At 46.1% G+C, this 20517-nt stretch carries 18 protein-coding genes; 11 read left to right on the forward strand and 7 right to left on the reverse strand.

All coding sequences use genetic code 11. The features are described from left to right. Window positions 1-7 precede the first annotated feature (7 nt). Both ACTS60_RS18630 and ACTS60_RS18635 read left to right on the forward strand, forming a co-directional pair. The gene (locus ACTS60_RS18630) at window positions 8-1099 is read left to right on the forward strand and encodes an alkene reductase (protein WP_440889458.1); all 1092 of its coding nucleotides are present in this window, start codon (window positions 8-10) and stop codon (window positions 1097-1099) included. A gap of 163 nt (window positions 1100-1262) precedes the next feature. Then, window positions 1263-1448: a hypothetical protein gene (locus tag ACTS60_RS18635; protein WP_071235133.1), complete on the forward strand. Its 186-nt coding sequence runs from the start codon at window positions 1263-1265 to the stop codon at window positions 1446-1448. Between the two features lie 58 nt (window positions 1449-1506). Here ACTS60_RS18635 and ACTS60_RS18640 read toward each other — a convergent pair whose 3' ends face one another. Then, on the reverse strand, window positions 1507-2949 hold the full coding sequence (locus ACTS60_RS18640) for a glutathione synthase (RefSeq protein ID WP_440889459.1): 1443 nt from the start codon (window positions 2947-2949) through the stop codon (window positions 1507-1509). Window positions 2950-3255: 306 nt separating this feature from the next. Between ACTS60_RS18640 and ACTS60_RS18645 the strand changes: the two genes are divergently transcribed. Next, window positions 3256-3777 carry a DUF2058 domain-containing protein gene (locus tag ACTS60_RS18645; RefSeq protein ID WP_005439241.1) on the forward strand — a complete coding sequence of 174 codons (522 nt, stop codon included), beginning with the start codon at window positions 3256-3258 and terminating at the stop codon, window positions 3775-3777. An 86-nt stretch (window positions 3778-3863) separates the two neighbouring features. Here the strand turns inward: ACTS60_RS18645 and ACTS60_RS18650 are convergent, their stop codons facing one another. The 3 genes from ACTS60_RS18650 to ACTS60_RS18660 form a co-directional block, all read right to left on the reverse strand. Then, window positions 3864-4346, reverse strand: coding sequence for a DUF2059 domain-containing protein (locus ACTS60_RS18650; protein WP_071235136.1), 483 nt, complete (start codon window positions 4344-4346; stop codon window positions 3864-3866). Between the two features lie 183 nt (window positions 4347-4529). Next, window positions 4530-4922, reverse strand: coding sequence for a ribosome recycling factor family protein (locus ACTS60_RS18655; RefSeq protein WP_440889460.1), 393 nt, complete (start codon window positions 4920-4922; stop codon window positions 4530-4532). A 4-nt stretch (window positions 4923-4926) separates the two neighbouring features. Then, complete coding sequence (locus tag ACTS60_RS18660) at window positions 4927-5796, reverse strand: LysR family transcriptional regulator (RefSeq protein ID WP_440889461.1); 870 nt, start codon at window positions 5794-5796, stop codon at window positions 4927-4929. 107 nt (window positions 5797-5903) lie between these two features. Between ACTS60_RS18660 and ACTS60_RS18665 the strand changes: the two genes are divergently transcribed. Continuing rightward, window positions 5904-7160, forward strand: coding sequence for an adenylosuccinate synthase (locus ACTS60_RS18665; RefSeq protein ID WP_440889462.1), 1257 nt, complete (start codon window positions 5904-5906; stop codon window positions 7158-7160). A 307-nt stretch (window positions 7161-7467) separates the two neighbouring features. Here the strand turns inward: ACTS60_RS18665 and ppsR are convergent, their stop codons facing one another. Then, window positions 7468-8304, reverse strand: coding sequence for a posphoenolpyruvate synthetase regulatory kinase/phosphorylase PpsR (gene ppsR, locus ACTS60_RS18670; RefSeq protein ID WP_440889463.1), 837 nt, complete (start codon window positions 8302-8304; stop codon window positions 7468-7470). A 351-nt stretch (window positions 8305-8655) separates the two neighbouring features. Here ppsR and ppsA point away from each other — a divergent pair, with 351 nt between their 5' ends. The 5 genes from ppsA to ACTS60_RS18695 all read left to right on the forward strand — a co-directional run bounded on the left by ppsA (window position 8656) and on the right by ACTS60_RS18695 (window position 15671). Beyond that, window positions 8656-11025 (forward strand): phosphoenolpyruvate synthase, encoded by a 2370-nt coding sequence (ppsA, locus tag ACTS60_RS18675; protein WP_440889464.1) that lies wholly within the window; start codon window positions 8656-8658, stop codon window positions 11023-11025. A 183-nt stretch (window positions 11026-11208) separates the two neighbouring features. Then, window positions 11209-11988 carry a hypothetical protein gene (locus ACTS60_RS18680; RefSeq protein ID WP_440889465.1) on the forward strand — a complete coding sequence of 260 codons (780 nt, stop codon included), beginning with the start codon at window positions 11209-11211 and terminating at the stop codon, window positions 11986-11988. Window positions 11989-13047: 1059 nt separating this feature from the next. After that, the gene (locus ACTS60_RS18685) at window positions 13048-13869 is read left to right on the forward strand and encodes a response regulator transcription factor (RefSeq protein ID WP_440889466.1); all 822 of its coding nucleotides are present in this window, start codon (window positions 13048-13050) and stop codon (window positions 13867-13869) included. A gap of 81 nt (window positions 13870-13950) precedes the next feature. Continuing rightward, window positions 13951-15207 carry a tyrosine--tRNA ligase gene (gene tyrS, locus ACTS60_RS18690; RefSeq protein ID WP_440889467.1) on the forward strand — a complete coding sequence of 419 codons (1257 nt, stop codon included), beginning with the start codon at window positions 13951-13953 and terminating at the stop codon, window positions 15205-15207. A gap of 167 nt (window positions 15208-15374) precedes the next feature. After that, the gene (locus tag ACTS60_RS18695; protein ID WP_440889468.1) at window positions 15375-15671 is read left to right on the forward strand and encodes a Dabb family protein; all 297 of its coding nucleotides are present in this window, start codon (window positions 15375-15377) and stop codon (window positions 15669-15671) included. A gap of 69 nt (window positions 15672-15740) precedes the next feature. On the opposite strand, the gene ACTS60_RS18700 is transcribed toward ACTS60_RS18695, so the two are convergent. Beyond that, window positions 15741-17213 carry a DUF1214 domain-containing protein gene (locus tag ACTS60_RS18700; RefSeq protein ID WP_440889469.1) on the reverse strand — a complete coding sequence of 491 codons (1473 nt, stop codon included), beginning with the start codon at window positions 17211-17213 and terminating at the stop codon, window positions 15741-15743. 132 nt (window positions 17214-17345) lie between these two features. On the opposite strand from ACTS60_RS18700, the gene ACTS60_RS18705 reads away from it, so the two are divergent. Next, a complete protein-coding gene (locus ACTS60_RS18705) occupies window positions 17346-18371 on the forward strand; it encodes an AraC family transcriptional regulator ligand-binding domain-containing protein (protein ID WP_440889470.1) in 1026 nt (341 codons plus the stop codon). A gap of 125 nt (window positions 18372-18496) precedes the next feature. Next, window positions 18497-19501, forward strand: a complete 1005-nt coding sequence (locus tag ACTS60_RS18710; RefSeq protein ID WP_440889471.1) for a DUF1214 domain-containing protein — start codon at window positions 18497-18499, stop codon at window positions 19499-19501. A 63-nt stretch (window positions 19502-19564) separates the two neighbouring features. Here the strand turns inward: ACTS60_RS18710 and ACTS60_RS18715 are convergent, their stop codons facing one another. Then, window positions 19565-20491 carry a LysR family transcriptional regulator gene (locus ACTS60_RS18715; RefSeq protein WP_440889472.1) on the reverse strand — a complete coding sequence of 309 codons (927 nt, stop codon included), beginning with the start codon at window positions 20489-20491 and terminating at the stop codon, window positions 19565-19567. Between the last annotated feature and the right edge of the window lie 26 nt (window positions 20492-20517).

A 20517-nucleotide genomic window follows, 5' to 3' on the forward strand; every position in this document is an offset into this window, starting at 1 on the left:
ATCGATCATGAGCAAACTATTTGAACCAACACAGCTGAAACAACTAACTCTGCAAAACCGCGTAGCCATGGCTCCAATGACCCGAGCGCGCACCAGCCAACCGGGAAACATTCCAAACCAAATGATGGCGACTTACTACAAGCAGCGTGCTACCGCAGGCTTAATCATCTCTGAAGCCACCCAGATTTCAGACGATTCGCAGGGTTACTCATTCACACCAGGCGTCTACACTGATGAGCAAGTGGCAGGCTGGAAAACCGTCACTCAAGCAGCAAAAGAGCAAGGCGCAGCGATGTTTTGTCAGTTATGGCATGTTGGTCGTGTATCACACCCGACATTCCAAAAAGGCGAACAGCCTATTGCCCCATCAGCACTAAAACCTGTAGAAACCCAAGTGTGGATTGCCGACGAACAAGGTAATGGCAACATGGTCGATTGTGTAGAGCCACGAGCCATGACTCAAGCGGATATTGACCGTGTAGTGAGTGATTTTGCTCATGCCGCGAAACGGGCGATTGAAGCTGGCTTCGATGGCGTTGAAATCCACGGCGGTAATGGTTACCTGATTGACCAGTTCCTACGTACCAACTCAAATCACAGAACCGACAACTACGGCGGTACTCGCGAAAACCGACTTCGCTTTTTGTTAGAAGTGGTCGATGCGGTGAGCGAAGCCATTGGTACCAACAAAGTGGGAGTACGACTCGCACCTTTCATCACTTTCAAGGACATGGACTGCCCAGACATTGTTCCGACCATTCTCGATGCATCGAAACAACTTCAAGCTAGGGATATTGCGTACTTACACCTGTCTGAAGCGGATTGGGACGACGCACCAGTGATTCCAGAAAGCTTCCGCATCGAGCTGCGCGAATACTTCACCAACACGATTATCGTCGCGGGCAGTTACACCCAAGAGCGTGCTGACGAGGTACTTGAGAAAGGTTATGCGGATTTAGTGGCGTTTGGACGCCCGTTTGTTTCTAACCCAGATTTGGTGGCGCGCTTACAGCACCAACAACCTCTGGCAGAACTGGATGGCTCAACACTATTTGGTGGTGATGAACACGGCTATACGGATTATCCGGCACTTGGTTGAGAGGCTTTAGCCGCTTCTGATAGCGATTCATAGCGTGCCGTATTTCTCAAATTAATCAGTTGTTATCCCATAAAGGGAAAAGCGCAACGCAGCTCAACGTTTTCTTCAGTTTGAGTGTAATAAACTGGCTGCATATTCAGAATGCAAATTTAGGAGAACGCTCGTGTCTGATGAAACTACAAAACAAGAAGTGACGGTTGTTGATATTAAGATGCCATTTATGTCGATGGTGATCTTTATGGTTAAGTTCGCCATCGCTTCCATCCCAGCGATGATCATCCTAGGTATTATTTTTAGTATTCTAGGAGCCCTGTTCGGGGGGATGTTCCACGGTATAGGTCACATGTAACCGACTAATCCACAGATAAAAACACTCTCCATGCTTTACTCATGGAGAGTGTTTCTTTTTAATCCACCAGCACTAAAGAATCTAAGATGCCTTTACCACTGTGGATGCCACCTTCATTTTCACTGGCTGGTTTACTGCGAATCAAATAGCCCGCATAACCTTCGAATTGCGTTACAGATTCACCTTGGTAGTGCGCCGTGAATAAACCAATTTCACTCACAAGGTCCGTCACCACGCTCTGCTGTGCATCACGTACTGCAATCGTCGGTGTCTCTCTTTCATGCGGATACAAACGCTGCATCAAAGCCCAAGCGTTATATTGTTGTTGCGGTAATCGATTCAACTGCTCTGCAATATCGTCACCAAAGATACAGTGTCCCCCGCCTTCACCCTGGTTTTTCAATACCCATTCGTCTTTGTTGCCAGAAGCTGCAAACCATTGAATCGTGTCAGTGTTAATTGGCTTCATCTCTGCCAATACGCTTTTGACCAACTCGGCTTCTTCAAGGTCTAGCCCCCAGCGCTGATACTCACTTGCTGGCATCATAGTTAACAACATTTGCATCGATTTGCTGGTCGCCAATTGTTGGCTGATGGTTGCATTCATCGCCACGTAGTGCTTTTCCATGAACAAACGAGTTTGACTCAAAGTGTGGCAACAAACTGGCTCATTCAGATTTGGCGAGAAGTAGTCAATGTATTGATAACCAGCCCGCAAATAGACTACGTCAAGACCACCAATGTGTTCTAACAAGAGGCGCTGGTTCTCTCCGCTCGATAACTGGGTACTCAACTGCTCGAAGGTGCGTCTTACTGTGCGAACGCCAAGCTTCTGCAATTCAACTTCGAGTAAGTGTTGGTCATACACGTTGTCTTCGTTTTTCTGCACCACCATCAAAAACGTCGGCGCACCTTCTTCATTAAAATGCGCTTTAACTTTTCTCGCGGCGGTGGCAATGCCAAGCGCGAGTTGCTGCATGCCTTGGTTATCTGCTGGTGTTGCTGTTCTATCTTCTAGCCATTGTTGGTAGACGCTGCCCCACTGGGAGCTTAAGAATTGATGCAGCTCTGTGGCACGCTGACCAAAAGGCGCCATCCCAGCTGCAATGCCATTAAACTCGATCACTTTCGCGCCGTGTTGACGGTCATCCATAAAGTCGGTTCGCATTAACAACAGTGGTTGGCGCGCAGCTTCGTGGTGGACCTCTTTGTGCAGTTCCAATAAACGCTCAAAGAAAGCGTCCGCTTTGCCTAGCTCGGCTAAGGAGGCTTGAAGGAATTCATAATCCTCAGACACATGACTGATCAGCTTGGCGATCAATGGCGTCACTTTCTTCAAGTATGCGAACGTATCACGCTCTATCGTCATTGGCGCAAAGCTAAACGGGCAGTGTCTTGCGCTGTTATCTGCTTGACGAAATGCCACGCCGTGCATGATTGCCCATTCACATGCTTCTTCAATCACTTGTTGCGGGATGATTTGTTTGTCTAAGGTACTCATAGCTGCACTTCATATTTTTTTAACCTAATGTACTTAAGACGCTGAAAGTTGCAATAAGACGCTCACTTTCTGGATTTATTTTTCGTTTTTTTACTCAACAAAGCGCCGAGTCATATCCTGCCTTGTGTTTATCTTGGAAAGAGCTAACTATTCCGCTTCGTTGTTTTCCTTGCTTACTTTCGATAAACAGAGAGTCAGTGACAACGCTCTGAATCCAGCACCTTGAAGTCACTTGAGTATATCCCTCTTTCTTTGCGGCGGATGACTGGTTAAAATGCACAAAATTGCGCACTAACTGGATAGAACATGGCAAAACTTACCCTTCAAGAGCAAATGCTAAAAGCAGGCTTGGTTAACGAGAAAAAACTGAAGAAAGCGAAAAAAGGCTCTAAAAAATCACGCGTTCAAGCTCGCGAAGTAAAAGCGGCGGTTGAAGAGAACAAACGTCAGCAGTTAGAGCGTGACAAGCAATTGAGCGAGCAACAAAACGCAGAACGCTTGAACAAAGAAATTAAAGCACAAATCAACCAACTGATTGAAATGAACAAGGTTGATTTGAAAGATGGCGATATCAAGTACAACTTCACACACGGTACGCTTGTGAAGTCTTTGTACGTTGAGTCAGAGATCCGCGAACAGCTTATCAAAGGCATCTTGGCAATCGCGATTGTTGGTGAAAGCTACGTTGTCATCCCACGTGGTGTAGCAAACAAGATTGCTCAACGTGATGAATCTGTGATCATCGAACAGAAAGAACCAGAAGCAGACATCCCTGCAGAAGATGACCCGTACGCAGATTTCGTCGTACCAGACGATTTGATGTGGTAAGAGTACCTCAATTTATAATAAGAAAGGCCGCTGTCTAAGCGGCCTTTTTTCTTCCCGAGATGCATTAAAATCTAAAAACAGTGTCTTTACTGCTCTTCAATATCAGCATGAAGTTGCTTGATTCTTGCTTGAAGCCTTGGTGCTAAATTCTGCATCATAGTTTGGCTTAAAATCATCGACTCCTGAGTCACTTGAGGCATCTTCTTCAAAATGCTCTGACCCTCGTCCGTTTGATAGAAAGCCAGCATTGCTGAAATCTCAGCTTCAGTAAACTGTCTCATGTAGACATCCATTGTCATAGGCTTAAGTTTAGCCCAACTCACTTCCTCTCTAAGCATCTGGTTAACATCTTGGTAGTACTGCTCAATGATGGCTTGCTTCGACTCTGAGACGTTGAGCTCTTTGGAGGCTTGAATAGTGACCTCATTCACCTGGGCATGAATTGTTTCAACAATCGCATCCATGTCCATAATCTCTAGCAGTTCACTGAGTTTTTCTAATTTGGTTTCTTCTGAAGCCATTACATGTAACGGCAACACAAGCAACAGAGCTAATACCAACTTCCTCATCACTCTATCTCATCCTCTAAAGCTATTGATATTTCTAAAATATTCACGTAATTGCTTAAACAGGTATGACTTTATAAGTTCGTGAGCAACATTGCACTACTGCTGATCACAATAACGGATTTCCTCACTAAATAAGCCAAGATAAATGACTACCAGCACCGTAAACGTGTTCAATGTGCTCTTTCAAAGCATCTCCGCCTCAAAGCGCGCCGTTCGCGCTTGCGCGATGGTACAGTTTGTTTCTGACATCAACTCTGCCAAAGTAATATTTGGGTTTTCTGATACCAATCTAACGAGCTTGGCTTCCAGAGGTTCGAGCTTATCGCTGTGTTTGGTGAGACCAACTTCTATTTTGCTGATCATAAATCGCATCGGCTCGGGCTCTTCGGCCTTGATATGATTTAAAAAGGCTTTCACGTCCAAAGCTTCACCAGCGATTTGCCAATTACGTGAACGTCGAATGCGTTTTAGTTCGCACTTCTTCTCCACCGCAATTGCTTTAGCCCGCTTAGCATTATCACCACCAATTCGGTGTATTAACGATGGTAGAGGGATAGTAATGGTTGTGTCTTTCAATGTATTACACCTCTACCACCGATACATTCTCACCCACCCACTTCAACAACTGTTTGGCGGCTCTGGATAGCACCTGATTCTGACGCACGATGTAACCAAAATCGGTGTTGGGGAAACTAGGCAGCGGTGTTACTTCTCGTGAGAGTTTTAATCTTGGGTCGAGCGAGAAATCTGGCACAATCGCAGTGCCAAAACCGGCTTCTGCCCAATCTATTTGCGCTTCAACACTGCCGACTTCCATGACTCTATGTTTTGGCAGGTTTAGCTCTGGCAGAGACGCATCAATCAGTTCACGCGTTCGGGTATCGTGCCCAAGTAGAATCAAGGTTTGGTTTTCTTCTGAGTTCTCTTTCCATTTAAAAATATTATCGCCAAAAGCGCACCAATGAATTTGTGTGAGCGGAGTAAAGTGCAGTGGTTGACTCTCTTTCTGTGCAATAACAAAACCAATGTCTGCTCGAGCACTTTTTACCAAATCCACCGCTTGTGATGAGGTGGTATTGAACAGCGCTAAATCGATACCAGGATACTCGTTTTTAAATTGTTGGAATGGCTTGATAAGTAACAAACGCGAGACAATATCACTCGCCGCAATTGAGAGCGTGCCTTGTGTTAAGTCATTGATCGCATTGAGATCGGATTGGCAGATTTGTAACTCATTCAACATATGCTGAGCAGTGTCCAATAATCGCTTACCCGCTTGAGTCAATTGCACAGGGTTACGTTCGATCAATTTCGCGCGCGTCGCTTGCTCAAGTTGTTTGATGTGTAAGCTCACATTTGGCTGTGTCATATGCAGTTCAATCGCTGTTTTGCCGAAATGTTTTACTTCTGCCAAGGTGACAAACGTACGTAACCAGTTCAAATCTAACATAGAAAATTACCCGATATGAGTTTCTTATCAAGTTAATGAGTATAATTAATTTCTCTTATTCATGCGAGCATCCTAAGATTTTCCGGTCTGTTTTTGGAGAATGAATTATGTCGTCTATCGTTGTTGTGGGTGCAAACTGGGGTGATGAAGGCAAAGGCCGCATCGTTGACTTTTTGGCAGAGCAAGCTTCTGCAAGCATTCGTTTCCAAGGTGGTAACAACGCGGGTCACACCGTAGTTAACGACCTAGGTACGTTCAAGCTGCACCAGCTACCAAGTGGCGTTTTCAACCCTGACTGTTTGGCAGTTTTAGGTCCGGGTATGGTTATCAGCCCTGCGTCGCTGTCTCAGGAGATTGCGGAAGTTGAAGAAGCGGGCGTGAAAGTGAAAATGTGCATCTCTGATCGCGCAACACTGTGTCTACCTCTACACGCACTAGAAGATACGCTAGAAGAACAACGCTTAGGCGACAACGCATACGGTTCAACTCGTCAGGGTATTGCCCCTGCATACGGTGACCGTGTGATGAAAAAAGGCATCCTAGTTGGTTGGTTGAAACAACCAGAAGTTCTAGTAGAACGTATCAAGTTCTGGATGGACTGGAAACTTCCACAACTACGTGCACTTTACCCAACGTTCGAATTCGAACAAACCGCTGAAGAGATGGCGAACTGGTTACTAGAAGTGTCAGCACCTTGGCGTGATGCTATCTGCAACGTAACGCTTCCGCTAAAAGAGCTGCAAGCAAAAGATCAAACTCTACTATTCGAAGCACAGCTAGGTGCGGGCCGTGACCTTGTTTACGGTGAGTACCCATGGACAACCTCTTCAAACGTTGTGTCTATGTACGCTGGTATCGGTAGTGGCCTTCCTGCTCTGCGTCCAGAGCGTGTTATCGCAGTAGCAAAAGCGTTCAGCTCATCAGTAGGTACAGGTACGCTGATCACAGCAATGGAAGAGCAAGATGCATTCCGTGAACTAGCGGGTGAGTTCGGTGCAACAACCGGTCGTCCACGTGACATGGGTTACTTCGATGCTGTTGCAACGAAGAACGGTGTTGAACTTCAAGCAGCGACTGAAATCGCGCTGACAAAAGTGGACTGTCTGACTGGCCTTAAAGATCTAAAAATCTGTGTTGGCTACGAAGGCGAGCACAGCGAAAACCCAATTTGGCCTCAAACGGCTGCACTAGCACCAATCTACGAGAAGATGGAAAGCTGGAGCGAAGACATTACTGGTTGTCGTAAATTTGAAGATCTACCAGTCGCGGCACAAAAATACGTTCTACGTATTGAAGAACTGATGGGTGTACCAGTGAAAATGGTATCGGTTGGTCCTGGTCGTGAACAAATGATTATGCGCTAAGACGTGGAATAACACGTCTATTGGCAAGCGGCTTTTATCTTTTCCGGGGTAAAGCCGCTTTTTTTATAGCTGTCAAATACATAGCAATATATTTCATGAAGACAAGCTCACGTTCTTCATGCAAAATACTTGAGTTTGAAACTAATGATTTTGCGCCAATTAGGCTTTTACAATATCCAAGACTTCTATTTCTCTAAGTCTACCCCGCACGATGAATTTCTAGCGTTTGTAGAGCATAACGAAACAGTAGGAACATCAGGTAAGTCTGATAAGAGCACACAATGCACTCTTTTGAACGCTCATTAGATCAACCGAACAAACGACGCTTCATCCCTGCCCTTTCGAGAATTCGCGTAGTGATCTCTTCCACCGACAAAGACGAAGTGTTGATGTAAGGAATTGCTTCCCGTCTAAACAGCGCTTCTACCGTATCAAGCTCCAACTTACATTGCTCTGTGCTCGCGTATTCACTGCCTGATAAACGGTTCTCACGGATCTCATTCAACCGTTCTGGGTTGATGGTTAAACCAAACAGCTTGTGTCGATGAATTTCAAACTCCGGCAATAAACGCATCATCTTGACGTCTTCTGCAATAAACGGGTAGTTCACCACACGTAAACCAAACTGCATCGCCATGTAAAGACTGGTTGGGGTTTTGCCGCTGCGTGAGACGCCAAGCAAAATAATGTCAGCCTCCTCCAAGCCTTTGAGCGTAATACCATCATCATGAGCAAGTGTGTATTCAATCGCCGCGATACGGTCAAAGTAAGTATCTGAATCTTTGCTCACACTTCGTGAACGCTGCATTTTGGGTTGAGGCGCAATCTGAATATCATCCTGCACCTTCTGCACTATACTTTCCAATACATCGTAGCTGTACGCTGGTGCTTGTAACAGCATTTCGCGAATTTCTGGCACGACAATCGAGAAGAAAACCAAAGGCTTCACGCCATCACGCTGATAGGAAATCTCGATTTCTCTGATGACATCAGCAACTTTGTCTTCACTTTCGACAAAAGGAAAGGTTTTTTCATTAGGAATGAACGAAAACTGCCCCAGGACAACATGTCCCAAAGTCTCACATGTTATGGCGGTTCCATCAGAAACATAGAACACATCACGACTTTGGCTTTTTATTTGCATTTTTGTTTATTTTTTCAAATTCATTTGAGTAGGATGACTTACATAATATTAATAAAAGAGTTTGGCTTGCAATTACGTACCCCACAGCTTTGAAGATTCTTCGAAGTTTTTTTTGAGCTGAGACGTAATCGTTTGCCTTAACTATCAACTAAGAAAAATGGTTGGTACATGTTTGCGTCGGAAAATTCGTTTAAGCCCTAGTTGGGAAGTTGTAGTTAATATCCCTTACCTACAATGGCTGCTTTCAGCCCGATACTGCGTCTTCGATGACATTGACCTGCAAGGATGAACACCCACTGTTCGAGGTTGGTATTAATCCCCTACAAAGCTGCAATGTTTCTGGAGAAAGACATGCAAAAGAACACCCTCTGGTTCAATGGACTATCCATGGATGATGTCGACAAGGTCGGCGGTAAAAATGCTTCACTTGGTGAAATGGTGTCTAACCTAGCCAATGTTGGTGTATCCGTACCGAACGGTTTTGCGACAACCTCATATGCGTTTAATCAATTCCTTGACTACGAAGGTTTGGACGAGCGCATTCACCAACTACTTGATGAACTGGACGTTGATGATGTAGAAGCCCTGCGTAAGACAGGTGCCACCATTCGTCAATGGGTATTAGAAGCCCCGTTCCCAGCGGATCTTGAACAAGACATCCGTGATAACTACAAAGAACTGACAGACAATCATTCTGAGATTTCTGTTGCCGTTCGCTCTTCTGCAACTGCAGAGGATCTGCCGGACGCGTCATTTGCTGGTCAGCAAGAGACGTTCCTAAACGTAAAAGGCATTGACGCAGTACTAGAAGCGACTAAGCACGTGTACGCTTCCCTGTTCAATGATCGTGCTATCTCATATCGTGTACACCAAGGCTTTGACCACCGCGGCATCTCGCTATCGGCGGGTATTCAACGCATGGTGCGCTCGGATATTGCATCCTCTGGTGTAATGTTCACCCTAGATACGGAATCTGGTTTCGACCAAGTGGTATTCATCACCTCTTCTTGGGGCTTGGGTGAAATGGTGGTTCAAGGCGCGGTTAACCCTGATGAATTCTACGTTCACAAGCCAATGCTAGAAGCAGGTCAACACCCGATTGTTAAGAAGACTTTCGGCTCTAAGCAGATCAAGATGATCTACTCAAACAGCCAAGAGATCGGCAAGCAAGTTGAGATCATCGATACCTCTGTAGAAGAGCGCAATGCCTTCTCTCTGAACGATGAAGAGATCAAAGAGCTTGCTAAACAGGCGATGATCATCGAGAAGCACTACCAACGTCCGATGGACATTGAGTGGGCAAAAGATGGTATCGACGGCAAACTTTACATCGTACAAGCACGCCCAGAGACCGTCTGTTCTCAAAGCGAGCAAAACGTGATTGAACGCTACGAGCTAAACAACAAAGCAGACGTTTTGGTTGAAGGTCGTGCAATCGGTCAGCGTATCGGTAAAGGCCCAGTGCGTTTGGTGGACTCTCTAGACCAAATGTCATTAGTGCAAGAAGGCGATGTGCTGGTTACTGACATGACTGACCCAGATTGGGAACCAGTGATGAAAAAGGCGTCTGCGATTGTTACGAACCGTGGCGGCCGTACTTGTCACGCAGCCATCATCGCACGTGAGCTTGGCATTCCAGCTATCGTAGGTTGTGGTGATGCCACCAGCAAGCTGACTGACGGTGAGACAGTGACCGTATCTTGTGCAGAAGGTGAAACGGGCTACGTCTATCAAGGCGAATTAGAGTTCGAAATCAAACGCTCTGCGGTTGATGAACTGCCAATGCTACCAACCAAAGTGATGATGAACGTGGGTAACCCAGACCGTGCATTCGACTTCGCTCAAATTCCGAATGAAGGTGTTGGTCTTGCGCGTCTTGAATTTATCATAAACAAGATGATTGGTATTCACCCGAAAGCGCTGCTGAACTTCGATGCACAAAGCGATGAGCTAAAAGCAGAAATCGCTGAGCGTATTCGTGGTTACAAAGACCCAATCGATTTCTACGTCAGCAAATTAACAGAAGGCATTGCGACCATTGCGTCTGCATTCTGGCCAAAACGTGTCATCGTTCGTATGTCTGATTTCAAATCAAATGAATACAGCAACTTGGTTGGCGGTAGTGCTTACGAACCACATGAAGAGAACCCAATGCTGGGCTTCCGCGGAGCCTCTCGTTACATTTCTCCAGTGTTTGAAGAATGCTTCGAGCTTGAAACCCAAGCAATCAAACGAGTACGTAATGAAATGGGACTGAAGAACGTTGAAGTCATGATCCCATTTGTTCGTACACCAAGCGAAGCGGCATCGGTTATCGACTTACTTGCGAAATTCGATCTGCGCCGTGGCGACCAAGGTCTGAAAGTGATCATGATGTGCGAGCTGCCGTCAAACGCAGTGCTTGCAGATGAGTTCTTGAAGTACTTCGATGGCTTCTCTATCGGTTCTAACGATATGACTCAGCTTACGCTTGGTCTTGACCGTGACTCTGGCGATGTGGCACACCTGTTTGATGAACGTAATCCAGCAGTAAAAATCATGCTCAAGATGGCTATTGATGCCGCTACTAAAGCTGGCAAATACGTTGGGATCTGTGGTCAGGGACCATCAGATCATGAAGATCTTGCTGAATGGCTTATGGAGCAAGGTATCAGCTCTGTTTCACTCAACCCAGACACCGTTATCGATACTTGGTTGCAGCTAGGTAACGTGAGCAAGTAATTCCTCCCCCCTAGCCCATAACATAGCCCTCAAGCTCCTTAGTTTGAGGGCTTTTTCTATGTCTATCACGTCAAAGCACAGTAAGTTCGTGACGCCAATCTCAAGCCATATATACCTTTCATTCTCCCACCTCTCTTTTTCACCTAAAATTAAAACAACACCATTTCATAGAAGAACGGATGTATGAAAAAGCCTCTTGCTCTTATCTCAGCCTTAGCTTTGCTCGCCACCCCTACTTATGCCGATTGGGATGAGTTTTCCAACAAGCTTTCAGATATCGGTGAATCTGTATCTGAAGGGGCTAAAGATGCTTGGGATAGCACCAAGGAATTCTCTAAACAAGCTTGGCAAGATTTTACAAACTGGTCAGAAGAGGCGATTAATACTGCCGGAGAATGGACTGATGCAAGTATTGAAACAAGTAAAGAATGGATTGATGCAGCAGACAAGAAAATCGACGAGTTAATGGAAGGCGATACACCAGAAGAAGCTCGCCAAGCGATTGACTTGATGGCTGACAGTACCCTACTTAAACTGTTTAACGAAAAACCTGAAGCCAAAGTGCTTTACGACAAAGCTTACGGCTATGCCGTGTTTGATTCACGCAAACTGTCATTGATGTTCCACACTAACTCAGGCTCCGGTGTTGCGGTCAACAAATCGACCGACAAGCGCACTTATATGAACATGTTTGGTGCCGGCGTCGCCCTTGGTGTTGGCGGTAAGTTCTACCAACAAGTCGTGCTGTTTGAGGAAGAAAAAGACTTCAACACCTTTGTCGAAGAAGGCTGGGAAGCATCAAGCGAAGCTTCTTTAGTCGCTGGTGAGGATGGAGAAGAAATGACAGCCCAGTTCAACAGCGGCGTGGCTGTGTATCAGCTAAACACTACTGGCTTACTGGTTGATGCGAACGTTTCTGGCTCAAAATACTGGGTGAATAAAGAGCTAACCGACTCGCAGTAATCTCTTGGTTACAATGATTTATTGATGGGGAGCACAACGCTCCCTTTTTGTTTATCTCAACACTCGCCCCATCACTGGCATTCCAGCGTATTTCGATGAGAGCATGAACCCAGCGTGCTTATGAACCCACGATGTCGCATGAACCACACAACAGTCCTCATACCGTCACTCCAGCGAGCCGAAGCGAGACTAGGAGTCTCTGCAGCACGTTGCTAAACCCACAACGTCGCACGAACCACACAACAATCCTCATACCGTAACTCCAGCGAGCCGAAGCGAGACTAGGAGTTTCATGCAGCACGTTTCTAAACCCACAACGTCGCACGAACCACACAACAATCCTCATACCGTAACTCCAGCGAGCCGAAGCGAGACTAGGAGTCTCATTCAGCACGTTTCTAAACCCACAATGTCGCATGAACCACACAACAATCCTCACATCGTCACTCCAGCGAGCCGAAGCGAGACTAGGAGTCTCATGCAGCACGTTTCTAAACCCACAATGTCGCATGAACCACACAACAATCCTCACATCGTCACTCCAGCGAGCCGAAGCGAGACTAGGAGTCTCATGCTGCACGTTTCTAAACCCACAACGTCGTACGAACCACACAACAATCCTCATACCGTCACTCCAGCGAGCCGAAGCGAGACTAGGAGTCTCATGCAGCACGTTTCTAAACCCACAACATCGTACGAACCACACAACAATCCTCATACCGTCACTCCAGCGAGCCGAAGCAAGACTAGGAGTCTCATGCAGCACGTTTCTAAACCCACAACGTCGTACGAACCACACAACAATCCTCATACCGTCACTCCAGCGAGCCGAAGCGAGACTAGGAGTCTCATGCAGCACGTTTATAAACCCAAAACGTCGTACGAACCACACAACAATCCTCATGCCGTCACTCCAGCGAGCCGAAGCGAGACTAGGAGTCTCATGCAGCACGTTTCTAAACCCACAACATCGCATGAACAACAAAATAGCAGATAACTTGGGAATGCCAGCCCGTTGCGTTATGCTTACCTCAACCTTTATCGAACTCTCGAATCCCCATGCCGAACGACGCATTCAACACTCAACTTGCAGAGACAATTTCTGCCCTTAACTCACCAAGCTTTACGCCTAAACTCATGCGCGTTATTGCTTCATTGCTGAGTTTTGATTGCGCGGTGATCCTCGGCTACCGCGAAGGCAAACACCCTATCTACCTGTATGATTCGATTGAGAATGAACGCGAGCTTTTGTTCCAGCGTTATCTCACCACCTCTTTTCAAAACGACCCGTTTTACCAGAAGCTCAACGCCAGCAAAGAGCAAGGCATCTTCACGCTCAAAGATGTCGTAGGTAAAGACGTCGCGCGCAACGATCTCGATTACCAAGCCTACTGTGAGCAGTTTTACCATCAAACGGGCTGGAAGGATGAACTCAGCATGCTGATCGAAATTGAACCGACGCGTTGGGTGATGCTCTACTTCGGTTTTATGCAAGACGACAAACGCTTCGCTAAGCCTCAAGTGACCAAGCTAAAATCTCACTTTGCCATCATCCAATCTTTGTGCCAGCAGCACTGGAAACAGACCGAGTTTACACTCGCCGAGCCAGTGTTCAGCCCTAACGCTTATTCAGGACAAATGCGTGCAGCAATTGAATCTGCACTCGCATCTTTTGGCCAAACCATCCTCACCAAACGAGAACAAGAAATCGCCACATTGATCGCGCAGGGCTATGACAGCAAAGAGATTGCAACACACCTAGATGTTACGGAAGGCACAGTGAAGAACCATCGTAAACGCATCTACGCGCAGCTGAATGTGGCGTCTTTAAGCGAGTTCTTTCAGTTGTTTCTCAACCACCTGATCACTCAATCAAGATAACAAACTGTCCCTTTAGGGATATATCTCGATTCCGCATCGCCTTTTAATCTGAATACAACCAAACCAGATAAAGATAAGACGATGACACTGATAGAAGATTTACAAGCTCGCGGTTTGATTGCCCAAGCGAGCGATTTAGACCAAGTTCAACAACTGCTATCTGAGCCACAAACCTTGTACTGCGGTTTCGATCCAACCGCAGGTAGCTTGCACATCGGTCACCTTGTGCCACTGATTATGCTCAAGCGCTTCCAAGATGTCGGACACCAAGCCATCGCCCTGATTGGTGGTGCAACGGGTATGATCGGCGACCCCAGCTTTAAAGCCACAGAGCGAAGTTTAAACTCAGAAGAAACCGTAACGGGCTGGGTACAAGATCTGTCGAACCAAATTCAACAGTTGATGAATAACCAAGTCAGCAAACCAATGATCATGGTAAACAATGCGGATTGGGTGAAGCAGATTAATGTGATCGACTTCTTCCGTGATGTAGGTAAGCATTTCTCCGTGAATACCATGATCAGCCGCGAGTCCGTTAAACAACGCTTACAACGTCCAGATCAAGGTATCTCATTCACCGAGTTCAGTTACGCACTGCTACAATCTTACGACTTCGCAGAATTAAACCGTCAGTACGGCTGTCGCCTACAAATCGGTGGTAATGACCAGTGGGGCAACATTGTTAGCGGCATTGACCTTACTCGCCGTCAAAATGGTGAGCAAGTATTTGGCCTAACCTTACCTTTGATCACCAAATCCGATGGCACTAAATTTGGTAAAACCGAAGGTGGCGCAGTTTGGTTAGATCCAAGTAAGACGTCGCCTTACGCTTTCTACCAATTCTGGTTATCCGCGGAAGATGCCGATGTTTACCACTTCCTACGCTACTACACCTTCTTGAGTTGCGATGAGATTGCTGCGATTGAGGCACAAGACAAAGACAGCAAAGGCAAACCGCAAGCACAGCGTATCCTAGCAGAGCAAATGACGCGCTTTGTCCATGGAGAAGAAGGCTTAGCAAGTGCAGAGCGAATCACTCAAGCGCTATTTAGCGGCAATGTGCAGCAACTAAGTTTGAGCGAACTAAAACAGTTGGAGCTCGATGGCTTACCGAGCATGCAAAGTGCTGAGCAAGACTTAGTAGAACTACTGGTTGAATCGGGCTTAGCCAATTCAAAGCGCATTGCTCGTGAGCTAATTGGCAACAACGCCATCAGTGTAAACGGCGAGAAAGTCGATGCAGAACACCCAAGTTTGAACTTCCCGTTGTTCGATCAGTACTGGTTGCTTCAACGCGGTAAAAAGCACTTCTACTTGGTGAAACGCGTCGAGGGTTAACTGTTCCCATCTAACTACCTCCGACCTAGCTAGAGCAACTAAAACGCGAGCCAAAGTGCTCGCGTTTTTGTTTCCCAATTTTGTGAAGCCAAAAGCTAACTTTAGGGTGGATGCCCGTTATAGTGCTGTTCTTCAAATACAACAAAATATAACAACAGCACAAAACCATGATCAGACACATTCTACTCATCAAATTTAAAGCATCTGCCACCAGCGAAAAAATCCAACACCTGCGAGAGCTATTCGAAGCCATGCCAACGAAAGTGGAAGGCATAACCGACGTTGAGTGGGGCTTAAACAACAGCCCAGAAGGCAAAAACAAAGACTACACACACGCTGTAATGATGACGTTTGCCAATGAAGCGGGTCGTCAGAATTATCTGCCTCACCCAGAGCACGATGCATTGAAAGAAGTATTTAGACCACTGCTTAAAGACGTCATCGTGTTTGATTACGAAATCTGAATCTCTCAGGTAAGTATCCGGACAAATAAAAAGCCACCACGACAATTTGCATCATAGTGGCTTTTGAGGTTACTTCACGTGTTTAAAGTTTGGCAGAATCGTTTCTGGTTTCTGCTCAACAAACGCTTTGCTTGGTGAGTAAGCGCGGAAATACACAAACCAGTTTTCATCCGGTCGAGTTTGTACCCAGTTTGCTTCATTCACACCTTCTGGCTTAGTGGGTGAGAAATGGAACGTGTAGTTACCGTTGGCGTCTTTCACTGTGCCCGGAACGTTAGATCCCACATCGGCACGTTGAATATCGTTATCGATGATGGCGCGGTTTTCCACGTTGTACACCGTAATGGTCCAGAACAAATCGGCGTAATTCACATCGCCATCTAAAGTTAACGTGTAGTGATTGCTGCCATTTAGGCCATAACCTTCACCATCACGGTAGTTATCTAGATAAATCTGCCCCCAGCCACCATTTTCAAAACCATGCATCGCAATGTCGTTCGTTACTGCTTCATAAAACCATGCCGCGCGACCATCGAGATCCATACCATAAGCGCGATCTTGGTTTGGTGTTGATGCTGTTGCGACTTCCCATCGGTTCCCTTCAGGGCCATATTCTGATTGAGGTAAACGACCTGTTTTGTTGAAGTCGATATTCTTAGTCATGGCCTCACCAAGTACTACCGCTTCTTGCATGATCTTCACTTGTTCGGCATTTGGTTCGAAAGGTTTACCCTTCTCAATACCCAATGGACGCAACATGTCATGCATCATGCGATCGCGCTCTGCAACAGGTTCTGTTTGAATAGCTTCGTTGAGCACTTGCCAAAACTCCATACCACGTGGATGTTTCGCATCGAGACCTTTTTTCGGGAAATTAACGCCTCGATCGCTGAGTGGTTTGCCATCCAGATGCGTGATTGACATCGACTCCAAGTCCGTCATGCGTTGTTTCTCTGTTTTCGCCATTAAGCGCACACCAAAGAAGACATAGTTGGTATCCGATTCAAGTACCACCGCATCTTTTGGTAGGTTCTTTGGTGTTTCGCTGCCCTTAGCTTTTATCACGTATGTGCCTGGCTTGGTCATTTGTGCAATGCCAATCTGCCACATGGTATGCACCGCACCACGCAGTTCATCGGTCGGGATGTTCACCACTACGGGCTCTTTCTCTACGTTAAACCATGTAATCGCGTAAGGCGTTGAAGTGTTGTAAGTTAGGCCGCCCAATTTGGATTGATGCGATGCCACATAAGTAATTTGGCCATCTTCTGAGCCCATTTTTTCATACGCTGCCTTCCACGCGTAGTTAGACGTCAGCGGAATAGACCAAATGTAAGCTTGTGTCGCGCGCTGAAAATCCATCAGATTAAACAGTTTCTTTGAGCTTTCCTCTGTTGGAATGCCGTTGAGCACGCTGGTTTCAAAAGCAAAATCACCAGAGCGGGTGTGCATGTTTTCAATCTTGATGTTGTCTGCGTATGCGCTACTGGTTAAAGCAGCAAATATCAAACCAGAGATAAGGTTTTTCGTTACTTTGTTCATGTCTATTCTCTACTCATCGTTTCAGGCGGTATCGGGAGGATGAAGTTGAAATCAGTCATTTCTTGACCAACTCAATGTGGCGCAGTATAAAAACAAGTCAAGACTGAAAATTGACATTTTGAGAATATTTGAGTGAAAAACGAATATCGATTGAGTGCGTTATATCTCTCTGCTTTCCCTAGATTGTGCAGACGATATGGTGTTGAGCCTCAAACCTTAACCTCAAAGCTCAATATTCAAATCTCAACCTTACACGATGAAAACCAAGAGCTTAGCCATCAGCAATTTGCAGAACTGCTGAACTTGGCCGCCAAAGAGACCAAAGACCCACTGTTCGCCCTAGAGCTCAGTACCTTGATTGACTACCAGTCTTTGGACATCGCTATGTTGCTGATTGCCAGTCAGGAATCTCTCGCAAACATCTATCCGGTTTTGTTTGGTCTGTACAGCTATCAGCAACGTGCTTCTCGCCATCAACTTGATATTCGTGACGACATTGCTCGCCACTTTACTCAGTTCTTATTCGAACCCAATGTCGATACAAGCCAACACGCTTTGCTTTCCATTGGAGGTATCATTACGACATTCAAGATGGTCTTGGGCGAACAGTTGAAGTTGCATCGAGTGCATTTTAAAGCGCACTACCAAGGTGAATCAGGAGCACAGCAGCAAACACAGATAGAACGTCTTGAACGCTTCTTTGGATGCAAAGTGATATTGGGTAGTCAGTTCGATGGTTTTGAGTTCCCCAAAGCCCTACTCGCAGAAAAGCCCGACTTGGAGATGACCATTACCAATCAAATGCGACGCAAAGTCTCTCACGGTCTTCAACATCACAACACGCTATTGGAAATCACCACCAACTCGATTCTGTTATTGCTTCCTCTCGGTGATATCAGCAAAACCTTGGTCAGCAAAATGCTCGGCATCCACCCGAGAACGTTGCAGAACTTGTTGAACAAAAATGACCTCACCTACCGAGATATCGTGAATTCAGTCCGCGACACCGAGAGTAAGAAGCTGCTCACCAACAGCGAATATCCAATCCGCACTATTGCTGACATGCTTTGCTACGCTTCTGCCGATTCTTTTATCCGCCAGTTCAAACGCACCAATGGCACCACACCTTTGCAATATCGAAAACAGCATTGCGTATGACGGCTAGCAATCCAAGCTTGCAATTCGATTTGGTTATTACCTGAATTACATCAATTCATTTCTGTCATCACAGGCATATCGATAAAGTCAGGTCATCTCTTAATGACGACCTCAAGGTAAGCGACATGAAAAAGACCATCTTAGCGACTCTTATTGCCATCACCTCTATTCAGACCATGGCAGCCGTTAAAGTGACCGACGAAAACTTCGCCCGCGCAGAAACTGATCTGTACTTCACTCAACAACTAGAGCGCCAACCAATCAATGTGTTTGACCACAACCGAGACAGCGTCACCGTTGATAATCAGATGATCATTCGCTCAAACACCGACTTGCTCTACTCGACAGCCGTGGTCGATGTGTCGAAAGGGGCCACTTTCCGTTTAGCGAAAGGTGATGCTTACCAAATCATGCATTTCTTCAACAACAATCACGACAACCATATGGCCATTTACGGTGGTGACGAGATCTACATTGATTCGAAAATTGCAGGCTCGGATTACATTTACATCCTAATGCGTACCGCTACGACAGCAGGCATGGAAGAGGCACATCGCTTACAAGATGCCGCCGAGATTGATGCAAAATCCGCAAAACCATTTAAGCCAGCGCAAGATTGGGACAGCGCCTCTCGCGACGCGGTGCGTGCGAAATGGGAGAAGCAAGTCAATACAATTAAGACTGAAGAGGCCTTCACTACTGGCATTACTGCAACTTCAAACAATAAAGACTTTATGATTGGCACTGCATCCGGCTGGGCGGGTTTACCGGCAGACTACGCCGTGTACTCTTCACGAGCAGGCTCAGGGAAAGTCCAATGTGCTAGCGTTACCTTTGACAAACCATCGCTAAGCTACGAGAAAGGTGGTTATTGGTCTATTACCGCATACTCTGGTGAAGGCTGGTTGATGACCAACAATAACAGTATGAATTCAACCTCCGCCGTTCCAAATAAAGATGGCTCTTATACCATTCAATTCGCGCCACAAGGCGAGACATGTGGTGATGCTAACAATGTCATTGAGGTTAATGACGCTGAATGGAAATTTGTAACGCGAGCTTATCGCCCAAATAACAAAGCAAAAGTTATCAAAGAGATGCATAACTTCCCGAATGTGACGGCAAAGTAACGCAGAACAGGCTTAATCTCCTCAGACCAAGCCTCTGAGAACAAACCTCTAAGAACAAGCCTCTCAACCGAGAGGCTTATTTTTTTCTTCGATGATGGCTTGAGAAGTTGTGATGATTTTTCGTTTGAGCCACTGATGCATCGGGTGCATTCGCTTATTGTGCGATTCCACCAGCACAATATTTTTTAGCTCATCTGGGGTGTGATTAGGGAAAGAGACATATTCAAACTCACCGCGCAAATAATGAGCAAGCTGTTTAGAGCAAGGTAAAATAATATCGCTCTGCTTGATCACATCGAGCAAGGTATGCAGATAGGAACTTCGTGCTTTTACCTTTAACGTTTCACTTGAAAGGTGCTTGGCAATAAAGGGCTGGGTATCGTTCCATCCCGGCACCACCAAACTGGCGTATTCTGCTTGATTGATTTCAGATTGAGACAGAGTCTTTCCTGCCAATGAATGGTTAGTTTTCACTAAACCAACAAAATCATCTTCACCAATGACTTGGTGGGTAAACTGCTTACTGGTTTCAATTGGCGAATAGTTGATGGCTGCTTGAATCTCACCATCGAGTAGCTTTTTGAGTGTTTGAGAACCCCAATTCACGATGTTTACTTGTGCGCTTGGTGCCTCTTCAATCACCGCGAGACACAAGCGTGCACCTAGCCAGTTGGAGATAAAACCGTTAATCGCAATGGTAATGTTGCCTTGATAATCAGAAGGGTTAAAGCTTGGGGAATCCAGAATGACCTCATCCAAGCTTTCCATGATCATGGGAAGTTTCTCTCCCAGTTCAAGCGCACGTGGTGTTGGCTTCAGGCCCGAGTGAACACGGGTAAACAACTCATCATTAAAGTAATCACGCAGCCTCCCTAACGCTTTACTGACTGCAGGTTGGCTAAGTGCCAGTCGATCCCCAGCAATACGCGTGTTCTTGGTTTCGAGTAACACCAGAAAGATGCGAAGTAAGTTGAGATCCAATTGCTTCATCGTGATTCGTTCCCTAGTACAACCCT

Source organism: Vibrio sp. WZ-1 (genome assembly GCF_052037695.1).
Classification (GTDB): Bacteria; Pseudomonadota; Gammaproteobacteria; order Enterobacterales; family Vibrionaceae; genus Vibrio.

Coding starts and splice junctions, on each gene's coding strand:
- ACTS60_RS18630 (WP_440889458.1), top strand. CDS start 8: ATGAGCAAACTATTTGAACCAACACAGCTGAAACAACTAACTCTGCAA.
- ACTS60_RS18640 (WP_440889459.1), bottom strand. CDS start 2,949: ATGAGTACCTTAGACAAACAAATCATCCCGCAACAAGTGATTGAAGAA.
- ACTS60_RS18645 (WP_005439241.1), top strand. CDS start 3,256: ATGGCAAAACTTACCCTTCAAGAGCAAATGCTAAAAGCAGGCTTGGTT.
- ACTS60_RS18650 (WP_071235136.1), bottom strand. CDS start 4,346: ATGAGGAAGTTGGTATTAGCTCTGTTGCTTGTGTTGCCGTTACATGTA.
- ACTS60_RS18660 (WP_440889461.1), bottom strand. CDS start 5,796: ATGTTAGATTTGAACTGGTTACGTACGTTTGTCACCTTGGCAGAAGTA.
- ACTS60_RS18665 (WP_440889462.1), top strand. CDS start 5,904: ATGTCGTCTATCGTTGTTGTGGGTGCAAACTGGGGTGATGAAGGCAAA.
- ppsR (WP_440889463.1), bottom strand. CDS start 8,304: ATGCAAATAAAAAGCCAAAGTCGTGATGTGTTCTATGTTTCTGATGGA.
- ppsA (WP_440889464.1), top strand. CDS start 8,656: ATGCAAAAGAACACCCTCTGGTTCAATGGACTATCCATGGATGATGTC.
- ACTS60_RS18680 (WP_440889465.1), top strand. CDS start 11,209: ATGAAAAAGCCTCTTGCTCTTATCTCAGCCTTAGCTTTGCTCGCCACC.
- ACTS60_RS18685 (WP_440889466.1), top strand. CDS start 13,048: ATGCCGAACGACGCATTCAACACTCAACTTGCAGAGACAATTTCTGCC.
- tyrS (WP_440889467.1), top strand. CDS start 13,951: ATGACACTGATAGAAGATTTACAAGCTCGCGGTTTGATTGCCCAAGCG.
- ACTS60_RS18695 (WP_440889468.1), top strand. CDS start 15,375: ATGATCAGACACATTCTACTCATCAAATTTAAAGCATCTGCCACCAGC.
- ACTS60_RS18700 (WP_440889469.1), bottom strand. CDS start 17,213: ATGAACAAAGTAACGAAAAACCTTATCTCTGGTTTGATATTTGCTGCT.
- ACTS60_RS18710 (WP_440889471.1), top strand. CDS start 18,497: ATGAAAAAGACCATCTTAGCGACTCTTATTGCCATCACCTCTATTCAG.
- ACTS60_RS18715 (WP_440889472.1), bottom strand. CDS start 20,491: ATGAAGCAATTGGATCTCAACTTACTTCGCATCTTTCTGGTGTTACTC.